General features: G+C 59.2%; 20 protein-coding genes. 10 read left to right on the forward strand and 10 right to left on the reverse strand.

The features are described 5' to 3' along the window. Positions 1-9: 9 nt before the first annotated feature. A complete protein-coding gene (locus CKW20_RS07295) occupies positions 10-633 on the reverse strand; it encodes an FMN-binding negative transcriptional regulator (protein WP_095052346.1) in 624 nt (207 codons plus the stop codon). 90 nt (positions 634-723) lie between these two features. On the opposite strand from CKW20_RS07295, the gene CKW20_RS07300 reads away from it, so the two are divergent. Next, positions 724-2,277, forward strand: coding sequence for a PLP-dependent aminotransferase family protein (locus CKW20_RS07300; RefSeq protein WP_095052347.1), 1,554 nt, complete (start codon positions 724-726; stop codon positions 2,275-2,277). A gap of 15 nt (positions 2,278-2,292) precedes the next feature. Here the strand turns inward: CKW20_RS07300 and CKW20_RS07305 are convergent, their stop codons facing one another. The 6 genes from CKW20_RS07305 to aspA form a co-directional block, all read right to left on the reverse strand. Further along, complete coding sequence (locus tag CKW20_RS07305) at positions 2,293-3,393, reverse strand: polyamine ABC transporter substrate-binding protein (RefSeq protein ID WP_095052348.1); 1,101 nt, start codon at positions 3,391-3,393, stop codon at positions 2,293-2,295. Between the two features lie 13 nt (positions 3,394-3,406). Further along, entirely contained in the window at positions 3,407-4,438 is a 1,032-nt protein-coding gene (locus CKW20_RS07310; protein ID WP_095052349.1) for a histone deacetylase family protein, read from the reverse strand. A gap of 253 nt (positions 4,439-4,691) precedes the next feature. After that, complete coding sequence (locus CKW20_RS07315) at positions 4,692-5,684, reverse strand: AraC family transcriptional regulator (RefSeq protein WP_095052350.1); 993 nt, start codon at positions 5,682-5,684, stop codon at positions 4,692-4,694. Between the two features lie 152 nt (positions 5,685-5,836). Continuing rightward, on the reverse strand, positions 5,837-6,841 hold the full coding sequence (locus tag CKW20_RS07320) for an asparaginase (RefSeq protein WP_095052351.1): 1,005 nt from the start codon (positions 6,839-6,841) through the stop codon (positions 5,837-5,839). 175 nt (positions 6,842-7,016) lie between these two features. Beyond that, positions 7,017-8,465: a sodium:alanine symporter family protein gene (locus tag CKW20_RS07325; RefSeq protein ID WP_095052352.1), complete on the reverse strand. Its 1,449-nt coding sequence runs from the start codon at positions 8,463-8,465 to the stop codon at positions 7,017-7,019. Positions 8,466-8,952: 487 nt separating this feature from the next. Then, the gene (gene aspA, locus CKW20_RS07330) at positions 8,953-10,377 is read right to left on the reverse strand and encodes an aspartate ammonia-lyase (protein WP_095052353.1); all 1,425 of its coding nucleotides are present in this window, start codon (positions 10,375-10,377) and stop codon (positions 8,953-8,955) included. 180 nt (positions 10,378-10,557) lie between these two features. On the opposite strand from aspA, the gene CKW20_RS07335 reads away from it, so the two are divergent. Beyond that, a complete protein-coding gene (locus CKW20_RS07335; RefSeq protein ID WP_095052354.1) occupies positions 10,558-11,469 on the forward strand; it encodes a LysR substrate-binding domain-containing protein in 912 nt (303 codons plus the stop codon). 106 nt (positions 11,470-11,575) lie between these two features. On the opposite strand, the gene CKW20_RS07340 is transcribed toward CKW20_RS07335, so the two are convergent. Next, the gene (locus tag CKW20_RS07340; RefSeq protein WP_141228926.1) at positions 11,576-12,271 is read right to left on the reverse strand and encodes a hypothetical protein; all 696 of its coding nucleotides are present in this window, start codon (positions 12,269-12,271) and stop codon (positions 11,576-11,578) included. A 408-nt stretch (positions 12,272-12,679) separates the two neighbouring features. Here CKW20_RS07340 and purE point away from each other — a divergent pair, with 408 nt between their 5' ends. From purE to CKW20_RS07360, 4 genes are all read left to right on the forward strand, one after another. Beyond that, positions 12,680-13,171 carry a 5-(carboxyamino)imidazole ribonucleotide mutase gene (purE, locus tag CKW20_RS07345; RefSeq protein ID WP_003196369.1) on the forward strand — a complete coding sequence of 164 codons (492 nt, stop codon included), beginning with the start codon at positions 12,680-12,682 and terminating at the stop codon, positions 13,169-13,171. A gap of 11 nt (positions 13,172-13,182) precedes the next feature. Further along, positions 13,183-14,265 (forward strand): 5-(carboxyamino)imidazole ribonucleotide synthase, encoded by a 1,083-nt coding sequence (locus CKW20_RS07350; RefSeq protein WP_095052356.1) that lies wholly within the window; start codon positions 13,183-13,185, stop codon positions 14,263-14,265. A 101-nt stretch (positions 14,266-14,366) separates the two neighbouring features. Beyond that, positions 14,367-14,618, forward strand: a complete 252-nt coding sequence (locus CKW20_RS07355; RefSeq protein ID WP_095052357.1) for a GlsB/YeaQ/YmgE family stress response membrane protein — start codon at positions 14,367-14,369, stop codon at positions 14,616-14,618. Positions 14,619-14,702: 84 nt separating this feature from the next. Beyond that, positions 14,703-15,239 (forward strand): DUF3299 domain-containing protein, encoded by a 537-nt coding sequence (locus tag CKW20_RS07360; protein WP_095052702.1) that lies wholly within the window; start codon positions 14,703-14,705, stop codon positions 15,237-15,239. 87 nt (positions 15,240-15,326) lie between these two features. Here the strand turns inward: CKW20_RS07360 and CKW20_RS07365 are convergent, their stop codons facing one another. Both CKW20_RS07365 and CKW20_RS07370 read right to left on the reverse strand, forming a co-directional pair. Continuing rightward, the gene (locus CKW20_RS07365) at positions 15,327-16,226 is read right to left on the reverse strand and encodes a D-hexose-6-phosphate mutarotase (RefSeq protein ID WP_095052358.1); all 900 of its coding nucleotides are present in this window, start codon (positions 16,224-16,226) and stop codon (positions 15,327-15,329) included. An 86-nt stretch (positions 16,227-16,312) separates the two neighbouring features. Continuing rightward, positions 16,313-16,717, reverse strand: a complete 405-nt coding sequence (locus tag CKW20_RS07370; RefSeq protein ID WP_007896491.1) for an acyl-CoA thioesterase — start codon at positions 16,715-16,717, stop codon at positions 16,313-16,315. A 507-nt stretch (positions 16,718-17,224) separates the two neighbouring features. On the opposite strand from CKW20_RS07370, the gene CKW20_RS07375 reads away from it, so the two are divergent. The 4 genes from CKW20_RS07375 to pstA all read left to right on the forward strand — a co-directional run bounded on the left by CKW20_RS07375 (position 17,225) and on the right by pstA (position 23,896). Then, on the forward strand, positions 17,225-18,523 hold the full coding sequence (locus CKW20_RS07375) for an MFS transporter (protein ID WP_095052359.1): 1,299 nt from the start codon (positions 17,225-17,227) through the stop codon (positions 18,521-18,523). A 153-nt stretch (positions 18,524-18,676) separates the two neighbouring features. After that, on the forward strand, positions 18,677-19,675 hold the full coding sequence (locus CKW20_RS07380) for a phosphate ABC transporter substrate-binding protein PstS (protein ID WP_095052360.1): 999 nt from the start codon (positions 18,677-18,679) through the stop codon (positions 19,673-19,675). Positions 19,676-20,176: 501 nt separating this feature from the next. Continuing rightward, the gene (locus CKW20_RS07385; RefSeq protein ID WP_176466874.1) at positions 20,177-22,210 is read left to right on the forward strand and encodes an ABC transporter permease subunit; all 2,034 of its coding nucleotides are present in this window, start codon (positions 20,177-20,179) and stop codon (positions 22,208-22,210) included. Between the two features lie 15 nt (positions 22,211-22,225). Further along, on the forward strand, positions 22,226-23,896 hold the full coding sequence (pstA, locus tag CKW20_RS07390) for a phosphate ABC transporter permease PstA (RefSeq protein ID WP_095052362.1): 1,671 nt from the start codon (positions 22,226-22,228) through the stop codon (positions 23,894-23,896). Positions 23,897-24,025: the final 129 nt, after the last annotated feature.

A 24,025-nucleotide genomic window follows, 5' to 3' on the forward strand; every position in this document is an offset into this window, starting at 1 on the left:
GTTGGTTCCTTAACGCATCAAGTGGGCGAGGGCCTGGTCGTGCACATCAGGGCTGGTGGCCAGCCCCTCGCGCACACCGGCGATGTCTGCAGCATTGCGGTTCTGGCTGAGTTTGCGTTTGCCCTCCAGACGCTGGATGGGCAAGGCAAAACCGACGATGGCCTTGAGCATGCTATCAATGTAGTCGGAGGGGGCATCGGCGACTTTCCATGGATGGGTGCGACCCGCTTCATGACGATCGGTCAGAGCGCTGACCAGATTGCGCAGGCGATCGGCGTCGGTGAACACTTCGACCATGCCATAGGCGTGCACGGCGACGTAGTTCCAGGTCGGCACGACTTTGCCATGCTCGGCTTTGCCTGGATAAAACCCTGGGCTGATATACGCATCGGCACCAGCAAAAATCACCAGCGCCTCGGCGCCGTTCTGCAATTCCCGCCATTGTGGATTGGCCCGGGCGAAGTGCCCGTAGAGAGTCCCATTCGGGCCTTGGTCAGCATTCAGCAGCAGCGGCAGATGACTGGCTTGCAGGCCCTGTTCACCGTGGGTAACCAAGACAGCAAGACGAGTGCCGAGTATCTGCTGATGCAGTTCATTCAAATCATCGATGGCGAAGGCGCTGGGCGTGTACATGGAAATTTTCCTTGGCGAATGCCTGCATCCTAGGCAGGCTATTGGTCTGTTGTAAGAGCCATTAATGACCAATTTCACAGGTCCATTACCATGTCGAATACGCCGCTTCCCTCGTCGTTCAACCCGGCGGGTATTGAACTCGACCGCCGCCAGGGCTTGAGTCGTCAGCTCTATCAAGCGCTACGGGTGCGTGTGCTCGACGGCCGATTGGCCAGCGGTACACGATTGCCGGCCAGTCGCGATCTGGCGGCGGCGCTATCGATTTCCCGTAACAGCGTGGTCCGTGCCTACGATCAGCTTTACGCTGAGGGCTTCATCGAGGGGCGTGTTGGCGACGGGACTTATGTCGCGCAATTGCCTCAAGCCGCGGTGTCGGTAAAAAAATTATCCACAAAAGTATCCACAGGGTTTTCAACAGGGTTACCCACAGCCTTATCCACAAATTGGCTGGATTTACCTGTGGTTTCATCCAGTAAAGTTATCCACAGCGGTGCTTTGGGCCGGGTGGAAAAGAACCATTTGACCTTGCCTCCCAGTGGTCCACCTCGGGCATTTCGTGTCGGCGTTCCAGCCTTCGATCTATTTCCTTTCGAAGTCTGGGCCAAGCTGAACGCGGCTTTCTGGCGTAAGCCGGATTTAGAGCAACTGTGTTACGGCGACCCAGCGGGTGATGCACGATTGCGAGGGCTGATTGCTGCGTACTTGCGCAGTTCGAGGGGCATGCAGTGCTCGGCTGAGCAAATAGTGATCACCAGTGGCGCGCAACAGGGGATTAGCCTTTGTGCACAGTTGCTGGTGGAGCCTGGTGACGGGGTGGGCATTGAAAATCCGGGGTATCGAGCGGCGGGTCATGCGTTCGCTGTAGCCGGCGCGCGATTGCACGGGATAGCGGTGGACAGTGAGGGCATTGATTGCACCGAATTGGCGGCGCTCAGCGATTGTCGATTGGCTTACGTCACGCCGTCGCATCAGTACCCGACCGGGGTGGTCATGAGTCTGGCGCGACGTCTTGAATTGTTGGCCTGGGCCGAACGCACCCAAGGCTGGATCGTCGAGGACGACTACGATGGCGAATACCGTTACAGCGGCGCGCCGCTGGCACCGTTGGCTGCACTCGATCGGCAGGGGCGGGTGTTGTATGTCGGAACCTTCGGCAAGGTCGCATTCCCGGCATTAAGACTGGGTTATCTGGTGTTGCCGCCCGGATTGGTTGAGGCGTTCTCCCAGCGTCGTGCGGTGGACGTGCGGCATTCGGAGGTCAGCACTCAAGCGGTAATGGCTGAGTTCATGGCGGCCGGGCATTTCCAGCGACACATCCGGCGTATGCGCCGTGCTGCGTTGAGTCGGCGTAACGTCTTGCTCAATGGCTGGCCTGTGGATATCCCGGGCGTCGGTAAGCTGCCCAGTGTGGCGGCCGGTTTGCACCTGACGGTACGTGTCGACAGCGTGGCTCGTGAGCGCGAATTGATCGAACAAGCCACCAGCGTCGGGGTGGAGGTCAATGGTTTGAGCAGTTATTGGCTGCCAGACACGACGCTCCCCGAGGACCAGCGCGCGGGGCTGGTCCTGGGGTTCGCCGCAGTGCCGGAGACGGCTATCGAATCGGCATTGGCGAGGCTCAAAGAAGTCTGGACCCCGGCGTGAGCTGCACCGCCCGGATCAGGTGCCGGACTTGATCTTGGTCCAGGCCCGGGTACGCGCCCGCTCGGCATCGCGAGGCAACGGTTGCAGGGTATAGAGCGTGCTCATCGCCGCTTCGGTCGGGTACAGGTTCGGGTTGTTGCGAATCGCCGGGTCGACCATTTCCGTGGCGTCCTTGTTGGGGTTCGGGTAGCCGACGAAGTCGCTGACCGGTGCGATGACTTGGGGTTGCAGCAAGTAGTTGATGAAGGTGTAGGCGTCTTCCGGGTTTTTCGCGCCTTTGGGGATCGCCAGCATGTCGAACCAGATCGGCGCGCCTTCTTTGGGAAGGCGCATGTCGACGATCACGCCGTTCTTGGCTTCCTTGGCACGGTTGGCGGCCTGGGAGAAGCTGCCGGAGTAACCGACCGCTACGCAGATGTCACCGTTGGCAATGTCGGCCATGTACTTGGATGAATGGAAGTAGGTGATGTACGGACGAATCTTCATCAGCAGCGCTTCAGCCTTGGCGTAGTCCGCCGGCTGCTTGCTGTTGGGGTCCAGGCCCAGGTGTTGCAGGGCCAGCGGCAGGATCTCCGACGGCGAGTCGAGCAGGGCCACGCCGCACTGCTTGAGCTTGCTGATGTTCTCTTCCTTGAAGATCAGGTCCCAGCTGTCCACCGGTGCGTTGTCGCCCAAAGCCGCCTTGATCTTGTCCGGGTTGAAGCCGATCAAAATGGTCCCGTACATGTACGGCACGGCGAATTTGTTGCCCGGGTCGTTGGCTTCGATCAGCTTCATCAGCTTCGGATCGAGGTGGTTCCAGTTCGGCAGTTTGCTGCGGTCCAGCGGCTGGAACACCCCGGCTTCGATCTGCTTGGCGAGGAACACGTTGGACGGCACCACCACGTCGTAGCCAGAGTTGCCGGTCAGCAACTTGGCCTCCAGCGCTTCGTTGGTGTCGAAGATGTCGTAGACCAGTTTGGTCTGGGTGTTCTGCGCCTTGAAATCTTCCAGCGCCTTGGGGGTGATGTAGTCGAACCAGTTGTACACCCGCAAGGTACGTTCTTCAGCGTGAACGGCACCACTGACTATCATGGCGCACAGGGTTGGAACGATCAGACGCTTGAGTCGATTCATTTGTTCTAATTCCTCATTGGGCGCTTTCAAAACCTTCGAGAACGTTCACGGCATTGATGCCGATTTCTTCCACCGCGTAACCGCCTTCCATCACGAACAGCGTAGGCTTGCCGAGGCCCGCGATGCGCGCGCCCATCGCCAGGTAATCCGGGCTGTCGAGTTTGAACTGGGAGATCGGGTCGTCCTTGAACGTATCCACACCCAAGGACACGACGACGATATCGGCGCCGTACTTTTCGATCTCTTTGCAGGCCTGTTCCAGCGCCGCGCTCCAACGGTCCCAGCCTGAACCGGCGGGCAAAGGGTAGTTGAAGTTGAACCCTTCGCCCGGGCCTTCACCGTGTTCGTCTTCGTAGCCGAGGAAGAACGGAAACTCGGCTTCTGGATGGCCATGGATCGAGGTGAACAGCACGTCGCTGCGCTCGTAGAAAATCGATTGGGTACCGTTGCCGTGGTGGTAATCGACATCGAGGATCGCGACCTTTTTGTGGCCTTGATCGAGGAATGCCTGAGCGGCGATGGCGGCGTTGTTGAGGTAGCAATAACCGCCCATCAAATCGCTGGCGGCATGGTGTCCCGGTGGACGACACAAGGCGAAAGCACTGCGGGCTCCGCGCTGGATCACCGCTTGGGCCGTGAGGGCAACTTGCGCCGCGCTATACGCCGCTTGCCAGGTGCCGGCGGTAATCGGTGCGCCGCCGTCGAAGCTGTAATAGCCGAGCTGGCCGTGCAGACTGGTGGGCATGATCCGGCGCAAGGTGCGGGCCGGCCAGGTATAGGGCAGCAAGTCGCCGTCGGTATTGAATTCGGTCCAGCGCGCCCAGGCCCCTTTGAAGAAGTCGAGGTAGTCGCGGCTGTGGATGCGCTCGATCGGCCCGAGACCGAAATCCTGCGGCGCCTCGACCGGGCCGAGATTCTGGTTTTGCACGCGTTGCAACACATGGTCTGCCCGTGAAGGCATTTCGAAGCAGGGCATCAATTGCCCGTCCATCAATTCACAACGGCCGTGATGCAGGTGGTGATCATCCGAGTAGATCGTCAGCATTCTTGTTCTCCGCAGGCTGAGTCGGTTGCACACAGTCTTGCGGCGGGCGGCGTTTGGGAGAACGGTAAGAAAGGCCAAAAGGGGATCGAAATGGCCAAAAGATTTGACCGAAATTCGCCCCTTAATGGCGCGATTAGTGCTCCGGTTCAGGGCGTGAATGCTGAACCCTGTAGGAGCGAGGCTTGCCCGCGAAGGCGTCTTCAAGAACGCCAAAAGCTTCGCGGGCAAGCCTCGCTCCTACAGGGGTGGGTTGTCAGGGTCTGAACTGACTCGGCGCTACACCACTCCAGCGCACAAATGCATGTCGGAAGCTCGCGGTCTCGCTGAACCCCAATGCCTCGGCAATCCGATAGATCGGCAGTTGATCTTCGCAGAGCATTCGCTTGGCCTGCTCGAAGCGCAACTCATCGAGCAGTTCCTGATAGCTGCAGCCCAGGTCCTTCAGATGTCGACGCAGCGTGCGCGCCGAGCAGTTCAGCTGTTCGGCCAGCCCATCCAGGCCCGGCGCCGCGCTCAGTTGCGCCGCGAGTAGTTGGCGGATACGCCCGAGCCAGGCCTGACGCCCGGTGAACTCGGTGTTTTGCTTTCGGCAGCGTTCAGCCATGGCCTGATGGGTGATGGCGTCCGCCAGAGGCAGGGGGTGTTCGAGCCAGCGTTTGTCGAAAGCAAAGGCATTGGATACAGCATCGAACTGCAAGGGGCAGTCGAACCGCTCGGCGTAGCGCGCCTGATAGTCTGGCGCCGGGTGTTCGAAGCGGGCGCCGAGCAGAGGCAGAGGGTGGCCGAGCAGGTCTTCGCAGGTGACTTTCATCGAGACCAGGCAAAACTCGACATTGAACGGCGCCAGCGCGGGGTTTTCCCGATAGTCGCCCGCGGTGAGCCAGATGCGCTCGTCCTCTTCTTCCAGGCTTAACCCGAACAGTGTTCCCAAGAGCGCCGGATAGTGCAGCGCCAACCGCAAGGCGTCACCTAAAGTGGCGCTGGTGAGTAAGGCATACCCGAGCATGCCGTAGGAAGAAACGTGCATCCGCTGGCCCAATTCCAGGCCGATATCGTGGCGTAACGCGACGGCGTTGGCGCAAACCAGCATCTCTTGGTTAGTGGTGATGCGCGTGTCCGCCCGGCTCAGATCCGCCGCGCTGATGCCGCTGCCGGCCAATAACACCTCGCTGGACAGGCCTTCGGCCTTGAAAGTGTTGAGCACCAGGGAGACAGCGTTGAGGGTGGTGAGATGGGAGTGGAGCATGGGTGCTTCCGGCGTTGGGCATGCCGGAAAGGGAGCAAGTTACATGCCGGTTATGACCAACCCTGTAGGAGCGAGGCTTGCCCGCGAAGGCGTCCTCAAGTACGCCAAAAGCTTCGCGGGCAAGCCTCGCTCCTACAAGTTGTTGTGTTGTGTCAGCTGAGTTCGCCACACAGGTCGAGTTCGACCAGCCGTCGAACTTCAGCCGTCTCAAGCCCTGCGCCCAGTAACCCATGCAACTTGCCGAACGCCGCCTCGCGAGTCATGCCGCCACCGGACAACACCCCGGCGTCACGCAAGCGGCTGCCCGCCTCGTACACGTCAAGTTCGACGCCACCTTCATGACATTGCGTAACCGCGACCACCACCACACCTTTGTCCCGCGCCCGTTCCAGGCTGGCGAGAAACTCGGGGTTGTCGCCTGGCCCGGTACCGCTGCCATAACATTCCAGCACCAGACCCTGAATACCGCTGTTGAACAGGCCATCCAGTTGATCGGCGCCGATGCCTGGGAACAATGGCAGTACAGCGACTTTCCCCAGCTGTTTAGGCTGGTTGTAGTTCAGTCGCTCAGGTATCGAGGACGCTTTCACGCCGCCACCCTGACGCTCCAGCCGCTTGAACGGATGACGACCGAAACTGCGAACCTTCGCGCAACGGGTCGGGTCGAGCAGTTCACCGTGGAAGTACAGATGAACACCCGGTGCCAGGCCCTGGCCAAGAGCAACCAATGCACCGCTGAGGTTTTCCCAGGCATCGCTGTCGGTCACGCCGGCCGGCAGCATGGAGCCGGTGAACACAACGCGGGCATGCAGGCCGAGCAATTGAAAACTCATGGCCGCAGCGCTGTAGGCCAAGGTGTCGGTGCCATGCAGGATCAACACGCTGTCGCAGCCCTGGACATCAACGGCGTCGACCACCGCTTCACGCAGTTGCTGCCAGTAGGCGGGCGTCATGTTGGCGCTGTCGATCAGCGGCGACATCTCGCGAAAGCGCCACTGCGGTACCACCAGCTCAGGCTGGCTGTGCAGATATTCGCGCATTCGCGCTTCGAAACCGGACGCTGGCGCCAGGCCATGGGCACTGGCTTGCATGCCGATGGTGCCACCGGTGTAGAGCACCATGACGTGCTGGGCAGCAGGAAAAGTCGAGGAATTCATGGAGGTTCTCCGAAAGCGATGTGGGAGCGGGCTTGCTCGCGATGGCAGCGATGTGATCTCAAGCTCGAACCAAAACGGCAGCATCAAAAAAGCTGCCACAACAGGCGACCGAGCATGACGCCGGTCGCAAGCTGTGTCACGCCGGGCGCAGGGGATGCGCCCGGTTTCTTACCGATCAGCGTTGCGCTGCGGTCACGCCTTGCGGCTCAGTCTGTGCTTGAGGCGCGGCAGGCGGATTGGCTGGCCAGGCTTTCAGGTCCAGGTCCAGGTCTGGGAACTTGCTCGAATCGAACACTGGGGTCTTGATGCCGGCAGCGCGCTGGTCATCGTAGTCACGCAGGATGCGCATACCGACCTTGAACAGCAGGAACAGCGCGATCAGGTTCACGAACGCCAGCAGGGTCATGGTGATGTCGGCGAAGGCGAACACAGTGCCGAGGTTTTCGATGGCACCCCAGAAAATCAACACCAGTACCAGCGCGCGATAGCCGATCAACACCTTGCGGTTTTCGCCGATCATGAAGCGCAGGTTGCTCTCGCCCAGGTAGTAGTTGTAGAGGATCGAGGTGAACACGAACAACGACAGGGCCACCGAAATGAATATCCGGCCCCAGTCACCGACCACGGCGGCCAGGGAGTTCTGGGTCAAGGCAATGCCGTCACCTTCAAAGCCCGCGGTGTAGAAGCCCGACAGCAGGATCAGCAATGCGGTGCAGGTGCAGATCACGAAGGTGTCGAGGAACACGCTGAACGCCTGAATTACACCTTGCGAGACCGGGTGCTCGACCGAGGCCACGGCGGCTACGTTTGGCGCACTGCCCAAGCCTGCTTCGTTGGCGAATACGCCGCGCTTCACGCCCATGACGATGGCGCTGCCAATCAGGCCGCCGAACGCCTGATCCAGACCGAAGGCGCTTTTGACGATGGTCATCAACATGCCTGGAACGTGGTCGAACTGCAGCACGATCACGTAGAGGGTCACGCCGATGTAGGCCAGGGTTTTGACCGGTACCAGCAGGTCAGCGACCTTGGCGATCCGCTTGATACCGCCGATGAACACCAGACCCAGCAATACCGCCAGGGCCAGCCCGGTGTACGTGGTGTCGAAGCCGAACGCGTTGTTCAGCGAGTGGGTCACGGCATGGGCTTGCAGGCCGTTGAAGGCGAAGCCGAAGGTGATCAGTAGCAGGAACGCCATGATCATGCCCAACCAGCGCTTCTGCAGGCCGTGCTGAATGTAGAAGGACGGGCCGCCACGGAACTGGCCTTCGGAGTCACAGCGCTTGTAGAGCTGGCCGAGGGAGCATTCGAAGAAGCTACTGGACATGCCGACCAGCGCGGTCACCCACATCCAGAACACCGCACCGGGGCCACCCAGGGTCACGGCGATGCCGACACCCGCGATGTTGCCCGCACCGACGCGGCCGGCGAGGCTGAGCATCAGGGCCTGGAAGGAACTGAGCTGGCCAGCGCTGCTTTTGAGGCTGTCACGGAACACCGCGAACATGTGAAAGAAATGACGGAACTGAACGAAACGCGAGCGGATCGTGAAGTAGCTACCGAGCCCGACAATGAGCACGATCAGTACTTTCCCTGAGAGGAAGTCGTTGATGACTTCGAGCATGGAGTTTTCCTCGCTGTTTTTTGTGTGTGCGAATACTGGATGGTCCGACACATCGCGTTACACCGGCGTGCGCGTGGCACAGCAGGTGGGTCGACAGTTCGTCCCCGTCCATATCGCGGGTTTTATTAGTTCGGGTTTCGCATGGGTTTGGGTCTCGTTAACGACGACCGCTCACGCGAAGAGGGCCGGCACTATACATAAGGAGAGTGCCGTCCGTCTGCACGATTGTGGTGCAAGCGACGAAACGAGAGCGCTGCAAAATCAAAAAATCGCAGCCTTCGGCAGCTTCTACAGAGGAGTCAAACCCTGTAGGAGCTGTCGAAGGCTGCGATCTTGGCGGCACTGAAAACATTCAACATGTTCGAAAAATCCGCAAAAGGGTTAAAAAAAAGGGCTTGGGGGAATCAGTCCCCAAGCCCTCAAAAGGTGAGAGGTGTCTAGTCCCTCGACCTGGTGAGCGGTGCTCTTCAAAAGAGCCTGCGTTTGGTTAAGCCTTCAAAGGCACCAGACGCGGAGCGATCATGTTTTCCGGGCGCAGGATATCGGCGAGCATTTCTTCGTCGAGCAAGCCTTCTTCGCGCACCAGTTCCAACACGCCGCGGCCGCTTTCAAGAGCGACACGGGCAATGCGGGTGGCGTTTTCATAGCCGATGTACGGGTTCAGCGCGGTGACCAGGCCGATCGAGTGTTCGACCAGTTCACGGCAGCGCTCTTCGTTGGCGGTGATGCCAACGATGCAGTGTTCGCGCAGCATGTCCATGGCGCGTTGCAGCAGGCGGATCGAGTCGAAGATCTTGAACGCGATCAGCGGCTCCATCACGTTCAGCTGCAACTGGCCGCCTTCGGCCGCGATGGTCAGGGCCAGGTCGTTGCCGATGATCTGGAACGCCACCTGGTTCACGGCTTCCGGAATAACCGGGTTGACCTTGCCTGGCATGATCGAGCTGCCTGGCTGACGTGCTGGCAGGTTGATTTCGTTGATGCCGGTGCGTGGACCGCTGGACAGCAGACGCAGGTCATTGCAGATTTTCGACAGCTTGACTGCGGTGCGCTTGAGCATGCCGGAGAACAACACGAAGGCGCCCATGTCGGAGGTGGCTTCGATCAGGTCGGCGGCCGGCACCAGCGGTTGACCGCTGATTGTTGCCAGACGCTGAACGGCCAGGGCTTGATAACGCGGGTCAGCGTTGATGCCGGTACCGATCGCGGTGCCGCCCAGGTTCACTTCGGTCAGCAGCTCAGGTGCCAGGGTCTTCAGGCGCGCCAGATCTTCGCTCAGGGTAGTGGCGAAGGCGCGGAATTCCTGGCCCAGGGTCATCGGCACGGCGTCTTGCAGTTGGGTACGACCCATCTTCAGAACGTGGCTGAATTCTTCACCTTTGGCGGCGAACGACTGGATCAGGCTGTCGAGGCTGGCCAACAGTGCGTCGTGACCCAGCAGCAGACCCAGGCGGATCGCGGTCGGGTAGGCGTCGTTGGTCGACTGCGCCATGTTCACGTCGTTGTTCGGGTGCAGGTACTGGTATTCGCCCTTGCTGTGGCCCATGGCCTCCAGCGCGATGTTGGCGATGACTTCGTTGGCATTCATGTTGGTCGAAGTGCCAGCGCCGCCTTGAATCATGTCCACCACGAATTCTTCGTGGAAATCACCGCGGATCAATCGGGCACAGGCTTCGCTGATGGCAGCGTGCTTGGCGTCGCTCAGGTGACCCAACTCGCGGTTGGCGTCAGCGGCGGCCTGTTTGACCATTGCCAGACCGACAACCAGTTTCGGGTAATGCGAAATCGGAACGCCGGAGAGGCGGAAGTTGTTCACCGCTCGCAGGGTCTGGATACCGTAATATGCTTGAGCAGGTACTTCGAGTACGCCAAGCAGGTCTTTTTCTGTGCGGAAAGATGCAGCGGAGGACATGATAGAAATCATCTCGATAGGAACCCGGTCTGTGCCGGAACACTGCAAATGCTAGGCTGGTGAACTATTTTGGGCCAATGCTGTTAAACACTAGCCTATGCACATTCGGCATAATGCCCATGTGACGCCGCGTGTACGGCGAGCGTGCGACCTAAATTGGTGCGTGTCCGGGAGGGCGTGATGAATCTGGAAAGTAAATGGCTCGAAGATTTCAGTGCTCTGGCCGCCACCCGCAGCTTCTCCCAAGCGGCTGAACGACGCTTCGTGACCCAGCCTGCATTCAGTCGGCGGATCCGCAGCCTCGAAGCGGCGCTGGGCCTGACCCTGGTCAATCGCTCCCGCACCCCGGTCGAACTGACGGCGGCGGGGCAGTTATTTCTAGTCACTGCGCGAACCGTGGTCGAACAGCTGGGCGAAGTGCTGCGCCACCTTCATCATCTGGAAGGCGGGCAGGGCGAGGTGATTCAGGTTTCCGCTGCTCACTCCCTGGCGTTGGGTTTCTTCCCGCGCTGGATCGCGCAGCTGCGTAACGAAGGGCTAAACATCGCGACGCGACTGGTGGCCACCAACGTCGGCGATGCGGTGCATGCATTGCGTGAAGGCGGCTGCGATCTGATGCTGGCTTTTTACGACCCGGATGCGGCCATGCAAATGGACCCGGAGATTTTCCCGTCGCTGCATCTGGGCGACACCGAAATGCTTCCGGTCTGCGCCGCCGATGCCGATGGCAAACCCTTGTTCGACCTGGAAGGCGAGGCCAGCGTGCCGCTGCTGGCCTACAGCGCCGGTGCCTTTCTTGGGCGTTCGGTAAACATGCTCCTGCGTCAACGTGCCCTGCGCTTCACCACCATCTATGAAACCGCTATGGCCGACAGCCTGAAAAGCATGGCGCTGGAAGGTTTGGGAATCGCTTGGGTGCCGCAGTTGAGCGTGCGCGCCGAATTGGCTCGTGGCGAGTTGGTCATCTGCGGCGGCCCGCAATGGCATGTGCCACTGGAAATTCGTCTGTATCGCTGCGCGCTGGTGCGCAAGGCCAACGTGCGGTTGCTCTGGCGCAAACTTGAGGGCGGTGCGGCGGGTTCTGCGTCCTGAATTACCAAAGGGAAAACCGGGGCTTTCCTATGTCGGGCACCTTTGGCTATTTCAAGGGAATCGACTGAGGCGGTCGTCCCGGCAGTGGCGGCCAATCAGCGAATTGCTATGGAGCGTCACTCAGGAACGACTTGATGAGTTCCCGGTTACCGTCGCTATAGCGATAACAGTTGGACAGTCCGGGAGTAACATCGCGCATAAAGGTTTCACACCACCATCCGTTATATTGAACTTCGGAAAGGTCGTGATTAGCGGTAAGCATATGCCCCAATTCATGACCGACTATTTGTTTTCCGATCAGTGATGCAATGTCGAACTGTTGTCCAGAGCTCGCGACACCCAGAACATTGTTGATAATTGCACTGTTGGTCAGTAGCAGGAATTTTGTGGTTCTATTGTGTGGGAGGTTTTTCTCGTCGCGATAGTTCCGGGCTAGCCTTTCCCATCCCCGATAGGATATGTCGCTGGCAGCCTTGTAAGAGTAATTCGAATAGGGGGGCATATTGCGTACGAACTCTACCGAAACCCGTCGGCCTGTCACTGCTGTGATTTCCTTGACCCAATCGGAAAAATAACTATGGAAAATCGAGTCGATGGCCGACGCGGGAATGTCATCATGAACAAATGCAAAAACAAAAAGAGGCCTTTTTTCTATGGCTGTGGTACTAAAATCTTTAGGTGTCATGAGTGTTTCTGAGTTGGCAGCAGGCCAAGGTCTATCCATAACTGTCGTTGCAAGGCTCATTTGGGTTGTTAGTTGAAAAATTGTTAAGCAGAGAATAAAACTTATTAGTTTTGACATGTAGAAGTCTCGAATTTAATGCGTCGATAGCCGCATTATTGTCTTTCAAGTGTGGTTTGATGTAATTGATTGAGGGAGCAGTTTTCTGCGTCGGGTACATTAATAATGCCTGGCGCTTTATTTGTAATTGCCAGTTGTATTTCAGATGATGTTTTGTTCGAGGTTTTTTGGTGAAGTAATTGGATGCAGAGTGGCTGACTTTTGAGTCAATAAAACCGTCCGCTCATGATCGATACCCGTCGTATGACAGATGGTCGTCACAGGGGCTGTTTATCTGCTTCATTGAGGTATACTGCGCGGCCTTCGGCCGGTTCGTCCGGCCATTTTTCGTACAATCAAGCCACGCATTCTGCGTGGCTTGTTGTTTTTTGACGCGCCTGCGGGCGCCCAGAGAGAAGAGGCACGACGATGAGCGCACTGGTTGGCGTGATCATGGGCTCCAAGTCCGATTGGTCCACCCTTAGCCACACCGCCGATATGCTGGAAAAGCTCGGCATCCCTTACGAGGTGAAAGTGGTCTCTGCCCACCGCACCCCGGACCTGCTGTTCCAGTACGCCGAAGAGGCTGAGGCTCGCGGCATCGAGGTGATCATTGCCGGTGCCGGTGGCGCGGCCCATCTGCCAGGCATGTGTGCGGCCAAAACTCACTTGCCGGTGCTGGGCGTGCCGGTGCAATCGTCGATGCTCTCGGGCGTCGATTCGCTGCTGTCTATCGTGCAAATGCCAGCAGGCATTCCGGTTGCCACCCTGGCCATCGGCAAGGCCGGCGCGATCAACGCAGCGCTGCTTTCGGCGAGCATCCTGGGCGCCAAGCATCCGCAATTTCATACTGTGTTGAAGAAATTCCGCGCTGAGCAGACAGACAGCGTCCTGGACAATCCAGACCCACGCATCGCCTGAGGTTGTTGACGATGAAAATCGGTGTAATCGGTGGCGGCCAGTTGGGTCGCATGTTGGCGCTGGCGGGCACTCCGCTGGGCATGAACTTCGCTTTCCTCGATCCGGCGCCGGATGCTTGCGCAGCCGCGTTGGGCGAACACCTGCGGGCCGATTACGGCGATCAGGATCACCTGCGTCAGTTGGCCGATGAAGTCGATTTGGTGACCTTCGAGTTCGAAAGCGTCCCGGCCGAAACCGTGGCATTCCTGTCGCAATTCGTTCCGGTGTACCCGAGCGCCGAAGCACTGCGCATCGCCCGCGATCGCTGGTTCGAAAAGAGCATGTTCAAGGACCTGGGGATTCCGACTCCCGCGTTCGCCGACATCCAGTCGCAAGCCGATCTGGATGCTGCGGTGGCTTCCATCGGCCTGCCGGCCGTACTGAAAACCCGCACCCTGGGTTACGACGGCAAGGGCCAGAAAGTCCTGCGCAAGCCTGAAGACGTGGCGGGTACCTTCGCCGAACTGGGTAGCGTTGCCTGCCTGCTGGAAGGTTTCGTGCCGTTCACCGGCGAAGTCTCGCTGATTGCCGTGCGTGCCCGCGATGGCGAAACGAAATTCTATCCTCTGGTTCACAACACCCACGACAGCGGCATCCTCAAGCTGTCCGTGGCCAGCACCGATCACCCGCTGCAAGCGTTGGCTGAAGATTACTCCAGCCGGGTGCTCAAGCAGCTGGAATACGTCGGCGTGATGGCGTTCGAGTTCTTTGAAGTCGACGGCGGCCTCAAGGCCAACGAAATCGCCCCGCGCGTACACAACTCCGGGCACTGGACCACCGAAGGCGCCGAGTGCAGCCAATTCGAAAACCATCTGCGGGCCGTTGCCGGTCTGCCGCTGGGTTCGACTGCCAAGGTCGGCGAGAGCGCAATGCTCAACTTCATCGGTGTCGTGCCGCCAGTAGAAAAAGTGATCGCGATCGACGACTGTCATCTGCATCACTACGGCAAGGCCTTCAAGGTCGGCCGCAAGGTCGGTCATGCCAATCTGCGCTGTGCAGACCGTGAGACGCTGGCAGCGCAGATCCTCAAGGTCGAAGCGCTCATCGCCGAATAGTTTCATGTGGCAACGGCGGAACCTTCAGGGGCCGCCGTTCTCTGATGGCAGGATGCCAAAGTCTGGCTAGGCTATAGCCAACTCAATCAGAGGGAAATGCCATGGGAATTATCGGAACCATCTTTATCGGCTTGATTGTCGGCCTGCTGGCTCGGTTTTTGAAACCGGGCGATGACAGCATGGGCTGGATCATGACCATCCTGCTCGGTATCGGCGGTTCGCTGGCGGCCACTTATGGCGGCCAGGCCTTGGGCATTTACCGCGCTGGCGAAGGCGCAGGGTTCGTTGGTGCGCTGGTGGGCGCGGTGGTGTTGCTGGTGATCTACGGTCTGATCAAAAAAAGAACTAATTGAAGCGACAAAGCCCTCTCTGCGCCATTGCCGGAGAGGGCTAGAATGCTCGGCGTCAGACCGTCCTTTCCTTTGTCGAGCACTTTCATGCGCTGTCTTCTGTTGACTCTTCTCTTCCTGGGCAGTGGTTTGGCCCATGCCGGCGAACTGCCGGAAACCGACTGGCTCGAACTGATGCCCAAGTCGGACCAGAAAGCCCTCGAGGCCATGCCCGAAATCGATCACGATTCCCCGGAAGCCAATGGCACCTTTACCCAAAAGGGTGGCATGAAGCAGAGCAAGGGCTTGCCGGCGGTGATGTACTCGACCAAAACCGTGCCGTCGATGAACGACAAGCACATCCGCATTGGCGGTTATCCGGTACCGCTGGAATCCGACGCCAAGGGCCACAGCACGCTGTTCTTCCTTGTGCCGTATCCAGGCGCTTGCATCCACGTGCCGCCACCGCCGCCTAACCAGTTGGTGCTGGTGCGTTATCCAAAAGGCTTGAAGCTGAATGACATCTACACGCCGCTATGGGTGACCGGCACGCTGAAGATCGAGAAGGTCAACAACGACCTGGCGGACGCGGCGTATGCGCTGGATGCGGCGCAGGTGCGGGTGGTTAAAGAGTCGGATTTGTAATCGCGTATACCGCGAAAAAGATCGCAGCCTTCGGCAGCTCCTACACCGATCCATGTAGGAGCTGCCGAAGGCTGCGATCTTTTGATTTTAAAACGGTTTGCTGGCAATGCTCACGCCAAGGGTATGACTCGCCCCCGGTGCCAGCGTCACCACATCACCCATCACATTCGCCGTTTCAATGCACAGCATGCGTTGCCAGCCATCATCGGCCATGTCGCTGAACGCCGCGGCGCGGTCGATCCAGGGGTTCCAGATCACCGCCGAACGCGAACCGCTGCTGGTCAGCTCGATGCGCCGTTCCCAATGCGGGTCAACGATGCTCAGCTTCGGCGGGGTATTGAGATAGATGCGGTCGGTCTCGCCGGTAAAACGCAGATCACCAGTCTGGGTGACGGTTTTCCAGTCGTCCAGGGTTTCGATATAGCTCAAGCCATCCAGCCCTTCAACGTGCACGTTGCGCACATCGCTGACCGCGAAATAGCTGTGCAGCGCCTGGCTGATCGTGACGTGTTCGGCGCCTTTGTTTTCGCTCGTCAGGCTGATATGCAACTGCTCATCCAGACGAATGCTCAGTTTCAAGTCCACCTGATGCGGCCATCCTGGCAGACCGTCTTCGGGGTAGGGCAGGACGAATTCCACCTTCAGGCTTTCGCCCTCGGTTTCGATGCCGCCCAGTTCCCAGTCCATCGCCCGCACCAGACCATGGGCGCTCGGCGGTTCTTGGCTGACGCGCATGGCCTGGACACTCTGGGGGTTGCGCGACAGGTTGCCGAACCATGGCCAGCACACCGGCACGCCGGCACGGATGCTTTTGCCAGCCTTGAACACTGCCTCGTCGTTGAGCCAGATCAGCGGCGGTTCGCCAGCCAGTTGATAACTGAGGATGTGCGCGCCTTGCTGGGCCACCAGCAATTCGGCCTGACCGTGGCGGATGCGCCAGCAGTTCAGTTCATCCAGTTTCACGGCTTCAACGTTGGGCGTGCTCATGGGGCAACTCTCAATCAGGAACAATGACTGCAATGGACCGCAAAACGGTCGCCGGGTTTAACGCGCCGTTTTTTACCAGCTCCGGTTTAACGAGCTCTAGGCGGAACCGAGCGGGTGCGGCCGCTGCCGTCGATGGCGACGAACACGAAGACGGCTTCGGTCACTTTACGCCATTCGCTGGACAGTGGATCGTCGCTCCAGACTTCGACCATCATCTGAATCGAGCTGCGGCCGATTTCCAGGGCCTGGGTATAAAAGGACAGCTGAGCACCCACCGCTACCGGCACCAGGAACGCCATGCGATCGATCGCCACGGTGGCTACGCGACCACCAGCCACCTTGCTGGCCATTGCGGTGCCAGCCAAATCCATTTGCGCCACCAGCCAGCCGCCGAAAATATCGCCAAAGCCGTTGGTTTCGCGCGGAAGCGCGGTGATTTGCAAGGCCAGGTCGCCTTGCGGGATTGGATCTTCTTGTTCGAGCTCTATCATGCCGGGGGTGCCTCTGACCCGTGACTCTTCTTGTACTTCAGGTTGAATAGCCGTCTTACGGCTCCGCGCGCAAAGTGCCTGCGCTCGGTCATGCTGCGTTAAAAACAGGCTCGGACGCTCATTTACAGCAGTAAACTCCGCGTCCTCGCCTGTTTTTGCCTTGCCTGACCTTCGCTCGGCGACTTTGCGCACTGGAGCCTTGGAAAAACGATTCAGCCCCGAACATACTACGTTCGTCACGTTTTTCGTAAGGCGCCTAAAGGGAAACTCTGCGAAATCGGCTGACAGGTGCCAACGACGGTTTCGCACAGCAACCCCTTACAAGCCGTTGCAATGTTACGAGTATATCGATCGGTAGACTCCGAGACGACCGTCCGGTTCTCATTTTGACCGTCAAATACGCGCCTCTATGTGCTTTTTCGAACAATTTGCTATCGTGCCGAACCTGCCCAAGCCTCCGCCAGCGTTGTTGAGGTTGCAGATCCGACTATAAGAGAAGCCCTTGCCATGACCACAGCGCCCTCGAGCATCGCGCAGCCCACCCAATCCGCACGTCCGCTGACCCGCAACGACTATAAGACGTTATCGCTGTCTGCCCTGGGCGGCGCGCTGGAGTTTTACGACTTCATCATTTTCGTATTCTTCGCCACGGTGGTCGGCAAACTGTTCTTCCCCGCCGACATGCCCGAGTGGCTGCGGCTGATGCAGACGTTCGGCATCTTCGCCGCCGGCTATCTGGCGCGGCCGCTGGGCGGCATCGTCATGGCGCACTTCGGTGATCTGCTGGGGCGCAAGAAGATGTTCACCTTGAGCATTTTCATGATGGCAGTGCCGACCCTGATCATGGGCTTGCTGCCGACGTATGCGCAGATCGGTATGTGGGCGCCGATTCTGTTGCTGCTGATGCGGGTGATCCAGGGCGCGGCGATTGGCGGTGAAGTGCCGGGGGCTTGGGTATTCGTTTCCGAACACGTGCCGCAGCGACACATCGGTTATGCCTGCGGCACACTGACCTGCGGTCTGACCGCCGGTATTCTTTTGGGCTCATTGGTCGCCACCGCGATCAACAGCATTTACACACCGGTTGAAGTCGCGGATTACGCCTGGCGGATCCCGTTCCTGCTGGGCGGTGTGTTTGGCCTGTTCTCGGTCTACCTGCGCCGCTGGCTCCACGAAACACCGGTGTTCGCCGAACTGCAACTGCGCAAAGCGCTGGCCGAAGAAGTGCCGCTGCGCGCCGTGTTGCGTGACCATCGCGGTGCGATTCTGATTTCCATGCTGCTGACCTGGTTGCTGTCCGCCGGCATCATCGTGGTCATCCTCATGACCCCGACCGTGCTGCAGACCGTTTACCACTTCGCGCCGACTACCGCGTTGCAGGCCAACAGCCTGGCGATCGTGTTCCTGAGCCTGGGCTGTGTGGCTTCCGGTGTATTGGCTGACCGCTTCGGTGCCGGCCGGGTGTTCGTGTTCGGTAGCGCCGCGCTGCTGATCAGTTCGTGGATGTTCTATCACAGCCTGTTCAACCATCCCGACTGGCTGTTCCCGATGTATGCGCTGACCGGTTTTCTAGTCGGCACTATCGGTGCGGTGCCGTATGTGATGGTCAAGGCATTCCCGGCGGTGGTGCGTTTTAGCGGGTTGTCGTTTTCCTACAACCTGGCGTACGCGATTTTCGGTGGATTGACGCCGATGGTGGTGACGTTGCTCTTGAAGGAAAGCCCGATGGGGCCTGCCTATTATGTGGCGATCATTTGTGGTGTCGGGATTCTGGTGGGTGGGTATCTCTGGAAGAAAGGGCGGTAACCTTGTAACCGATCGTTCCCACGCTCTGCGTGGGAACGATCTATCGCTAGATGCTGGCCTTTCATCCAATTGTCATATTTCAGCCATAGAGTGTTCACACGGCCTGCTGATACTTGGCCCCGACTTAACACACCTATCTGCTAGGAGTAAGGCATGAAACTGAAGCGTTTGATGGCGGCAATGACTTTTGTCGCTGCTGGCGTTGCGACTGCCAACGCGGTTGCCGCTGTTGACCCTGCTATCCCGAGCTACACCAAGACCACTGGTGTGTCGGGCAACCTGTCCAGCGTCGGCTCCGATACCCTGGCTAACCTCATGACCCTGTGGGCTGAGAACTACAAAAAAGAATACCCGAACGTAAACATCCAGATTCAGGCTGCCGGTTCTTCCACCGCGCCACCTGCGCTGACTGAAGGCACCGCTAACCTGGGCCCGATGAGCCGCAAGATGAAGGACAACGAGCTGCAAGCCTTCGAAACCAAATACGGCTACAAGCCAACCGCTATTCCGGTTGCCGTGGACGCCCTGGCTGTCTTCGTACACAAGGACAACCCGATCAAGCACCTGACCATGGAACAGGTCGACGCGATCTTCTCCTCGACGCGTCTGTGCGGCGCTAAAACCGACGTGAAAACCTGGGGCGACCTGGGCGTGACCGGCGACCTGGCCAACAAGCCGGTTCAATTGTTCGGTCGTAACTCGGTATCTGGCACCTACGGTTACTTCAAGGAAGAAGCCCTGTGCAAAGGTGACTTCAAGCCAAACGTCAACGAACAACCAGGTTCGGCTTCGGTCGTGCAATCGATCAGCTCCTCGCTGAACGGCGTCGGTTACTCGGGCATCGGCTACAAGACCGCCAGCGTGAAGACCGTGGCCCTGGCCAAGAAAGGCAGCACCGAGTTCGTTGAAGACACTGAAGAAAACGCCCTGAACGGCAAGTATCCGCTGTCGCGTTTCCTCTACGTTTACGTCAACAAGGCCCCGAACAAGCCTCTGGCCCCGCTGGAAGCTGAGTTCGTGAAACTGATTCTGTCCAAGCAGGGTCAGGAAGTGGTTGTGAAAGACGGCTACATCCCGCTGCCAGCCAAGGTTGCTGCAAAAGCACTGGCTGACCTGGGTCTGCAAGAAGGCGGCAACGTCGTAAAGAAGTAAAACCCTAGGTCCGGGCTAAACCCGGACCTGTGTAGGAGCGAGGCTTGCCCGCGAAGGGATCGCTGCGTTTTCAAGGGAGAACCGAGGCGATCCCTTCGCGAGCAAGCTTCGCTCCTACAAAGGCTCAGGGTTGCCACGCTGGCAACCCGGCCCTCCCAAATTTCCGATCCACTGCCAGTTCCCACAGGCGGCGGATTTGTTGCGTCACTGCATTGTCATCTTTCTGTCATACAGGATCGCTAGGGTGTGCGAATGAATGATCTGGCCAACTCCACCATGACTACAAATCCCCCCAAGCGAATTGACTTCAATACGCCTGAGCTGCAACGCAAGCGCCGTATTCGTGCGCTGAAAGATCGCCTGACCCGCTGGTACGTCCTCGTCGGCGGCCTCGCCGTTCTTGGCGCGATCACCCTGATCTTTTTCTTCCTCGGTTATGTCGTCGCGCCACTGTTCCAGGGTGCCGACCTGACCGCCAAAGACGCCATCACGCCCGCCTGGATGCAAGACGCCGGCAAGCCGCTGATGATCTCCCTCGAAGAACAGAACCAGGTCGCGATGCGGGTTTCCGACAAGGGCCAGGCATTGTTCTTTGATATCGACACTGGCGCCGAGCTGCGGCGTGTCGACTTGCCGATCCCGGCGGGCAGCAGCGTGACCGCTATCGGTGAAGACCAGCCTGGTCAGCCATTGGTCGCGGTGGGCTTATCCAATGGTCAGGCGCTGGTATTCCGTCACACCTATAAAGTCAGTTACCCGGAAGGCAAGAAAACCATCTCGCCGGCCATCGAATATCCGTACGGCGAAACGCCAATCGTGCTGAATGAGGCGGGCGGCGCTCTGGAGCATGTCAGCCTCAACGCTACCGATTCGACCCTGCTGCTGGCCGGTTCCTCTGGTGCGCAGCTGCACGTCATGTCGCTGACCAGCGAAGAAAACATGATGACCGGCGAAGTCACCAACGAGCAGAAGCGCATCGACCTGCCGCAAATGACCGAGCCGGTGAAGAACATCTTCGTCGACCCGCGTCAGCAGTGGCTGTACGTAGTCAACGGCCGTGCTCAGGCAGACGTTTTCAGCCTGCGCGACAAGAGCCTGAACGGTCGCTACAAGTTGCTTGAAAACGGCGATGCAGAAGTGACCGCCAGCACTCAATTGTTGGGCGGCATCTCGCTGATCGTCGGCGACTCCAAGGGCGGTCTCGCCCAGTGGTTCATGGCTCGCGATCCAGATGGCGAACAACGCTTCAAGCAGATTCGTACCTTCCAGATGGGCTCTGCGCCAATCGTTGAGATCACCGCCGAAGAGCGTCGTAAAGGCTTCGTTGCCCTCGATGCGTCCGGCAAACTCGGCGTGTTCCACAGCACCGCTCACCGCACTTTGCTGGTGGACCAGGTGGTCGACGGCCAAGGCCTGTTCGGCATGTCGCCACGGGCCAACCGCGTGATCGTGGAGCAGGGCGGCAAGCTGCAACCGTTGCTGCTCGACAACCCGCACCCGGAAGTCTCGTGGAGCGCGTTGTGGAGCAAGGTCTGGTACGAGAACTACGACGAGCCTAAATACGTCTGGCAATCGACCGCCGCCAACACCGACTTCGAACCCAAGCTGAGCCTCTCGCCGCTGACCTTCGGTACCCTGAAAGCTGCGTTCTACGCGATGCTGTTGGCCGCGCCACTGGCCGTCGCCGCCGCGATCTACACCGCGTACTTCATGGCTCCGGGCATGCGTCGCAAGGTCAAACCGGTGATCGAGCTGATGGAAGCGATGCCGACGGTGATCCTCGGCTTCTTCGCCGGTCTGTTCCTGGCGCCGTACGTGGAAGGACATTTGCCGGGGATTTTCAGTCTGCTGCTGTTGATGCCAATTGGCATCCTGGTCGCTGGTTTCACCTTCAGTCGCCTGCCTGAATCGCTGCGCCTGCGGGTGCCGGACGGCTGGGAAAGCGCGATTCTGATCCCGGTGATTCTGTTTGTGGGCTGGTTGTCGCTGTACATGAGCCCGTACATGGAAACCTGGTTCTTCGGCGGCGACATGCGCATGTGGATCTCTCATGACCTGGGCATCACCTACGACCAGCGCAACGCTCTGGTGGTCGGTCTGGCCATGGGCTTCGCGGTCATTCCGAACATCTACTCCATCGCCGAAGACGCCGTGTTCAGCGTGCCTCGCGGCCTGACCCTGGGCTCCCTGGCCCTCGGTGCCACACCGTGGCAGACCATGACTCGTGTGGTGATTCTCACCGCCAGCCCGGGCATTTTCTCGGCGCTGATGATCGGCATGGGCCGTGCGGTCGGTGAAACCATGATCGTGCTGATGGCCACCGGTAACACCCCGGTCATGGAAATGAACCTGTTCGAAGGCCTGCGCACCCTGGCAGCCAACGTCGCGGTGGAAATGCCAGAGTCGGAAGTCGGCGGCAGCCACTACCGCGTGCTGTTCCTCTCGGCGCTGGTGCTGCTGTTGTTCACCTTCGTCATGAACACCCTCGCGGAGCTGATTCGTCAGCGTCTGCGCAAGAAATACTCGTCGCTTTAAGAAAGGTAGAAGTCTGTGAAACAGAACTCCCTGAATGGATGGTTCAAGAGCGGCGCCCCCGGCGTCTGGATCAGCGGCGGCGCGGTGTCCATTGCGGTCATCATGACCATTGGCCTGCTGGCGGTGATTGCCGTGCGCGGTCTGGGTCACTTCTGGCCGGCGGACCTGGTACACGCCAGTTACGACGTGCCGGGCCAGGCCAATCACCTCGTCATCGGCGAAGTGGTGCAGAAGGAAGAAGTGCCCCGCGAGCGTCTGAAAAGCGCTGGCCTGCCGGTGCCCGACCAGGGCCCGGAGTTCATGACCCGCGAGCTGATCAAGGTCGGCAACCGTGATCTGAACGGCACCGATTTCACCTGGATTGTCGGTGAGTGGCTGACTAATCAGAAGACCCCGCCTGAGCTCATGGCTGTCGAGCGTCGCGAGTGGGGCAACTTCTACGGCTACCTGGTCAACGTCAAACAAGACGGCAAGGTCATCGCTGAAGGTGAGGCCGCATGGCCTGAGTTGCAGGCGCGTGTCGATCGCGTCAACGAGCTCGCCGCACAGCTCAAGACCCTGGAAAAGGTCGACATCGGCGCGATCAACGCCGGTCTCGAGCGTGTGCGTCTGCACGGTCGCAAACTGGAACTGGCCGGCCGCCTCGACGCCTCCGCACAAGCGGACCTGGAGTCCGAGCGCGCCGAGCTGAATGCCCGTTATCAGGACATCGAAGCGCGACTGAATGATCTGCACGCTCAGTTCAACCGCGACAGCCTGACTGCTCGCGATGCCAACGGTAAAGAAGTCGAAATCGGCATCGGTAAGGTGGTTCACGCCTACCAGCCGAACGCCATGGGCACCTTCACCAAGATCGGCTTCTACTTCAGCAAGGTCTGGGAATTCCTCAGTGATGACCCGCGTGAAGCCAACACCGAAGGCGGGATTTTCCCGGCGATTTTCGGCACCGTGATGATGACGTTGATCATGGCGATGATCGTGACGCCGTTCGGCGTATTGGCGGCGGTTTACCTGCGTGAATACGCACGTCAGGGGCCGATGACCCGGTTGATCCGCATTGCGGTGAACAACCTGGCGGGTGTTCCTGCGATCGTTTACGGCGTGTTTGGTCTGGGCTTTTTCGTCTACGTGCTCGGCGGTTCGGTCGACCGGTTGTTCTTCCCTGAAGCATTGCCGGCGCCGACCTTCGGTACGCCGGGCCTGCTCTGGGCTTCGCTGACCCTGGCGCTGCTGGCCGTGCCGGTGGTGATTGTGGCCACCGAAGAAGGCCTGGCGCGGATTCCTCGCACCGTGCGCGAAGGCTCGCTGGCTCTTGGCGCGACCAAGGCCGAGACTTTGTGGAAGATCGTGCTGCCGATGGCCAGCCCGGCGATGATGACCGGGATGATCCTCGCCGTGGCCCGTGCCGCCGGTGAGGTGGCGCCGCTGATGCTGGTGGGTGTGGTGAAACTGGCGCCGTCGCTGCCGCTGGATGGCAACTACCCGTACTTGCACCTGGACCAGAAGATCATGCACTTGGGCTTCCACATTTATGACGTGGGCTTCCAGAGCCCGAACGTCGAAGCCGCGCGGCCGCTGGTATACGCCACTGCATTGCTGCTGGTGTTGGTGATTGCGACGTTGAACCTGTCTGCCGTTTATATCCGTAACCATCTGCGCGAAAAATACAAAGCACTGGATAGCTAATCACCGCCGACCCTGTAGGAGCTGACTTGCCAGCGAAGCTTTTGGCGTCAATGAGTACGCCTTCGTTGGCAAGCCAGCTCCTACAGGGGACCGGCATCAGACAGAGATTTTGAGTAAGCCGCTGGCCCG

The organism is Pseudomonas sp. Irchel s3b2 (assembly GCF_900187445.1).
Taxonomy (GTDB): domain Bacteria; phylum Pseudomonadota; class Gammaproteobacteria; order Pseudomonadales; family Pseudomonadaceae; genus Aquipseudomonas.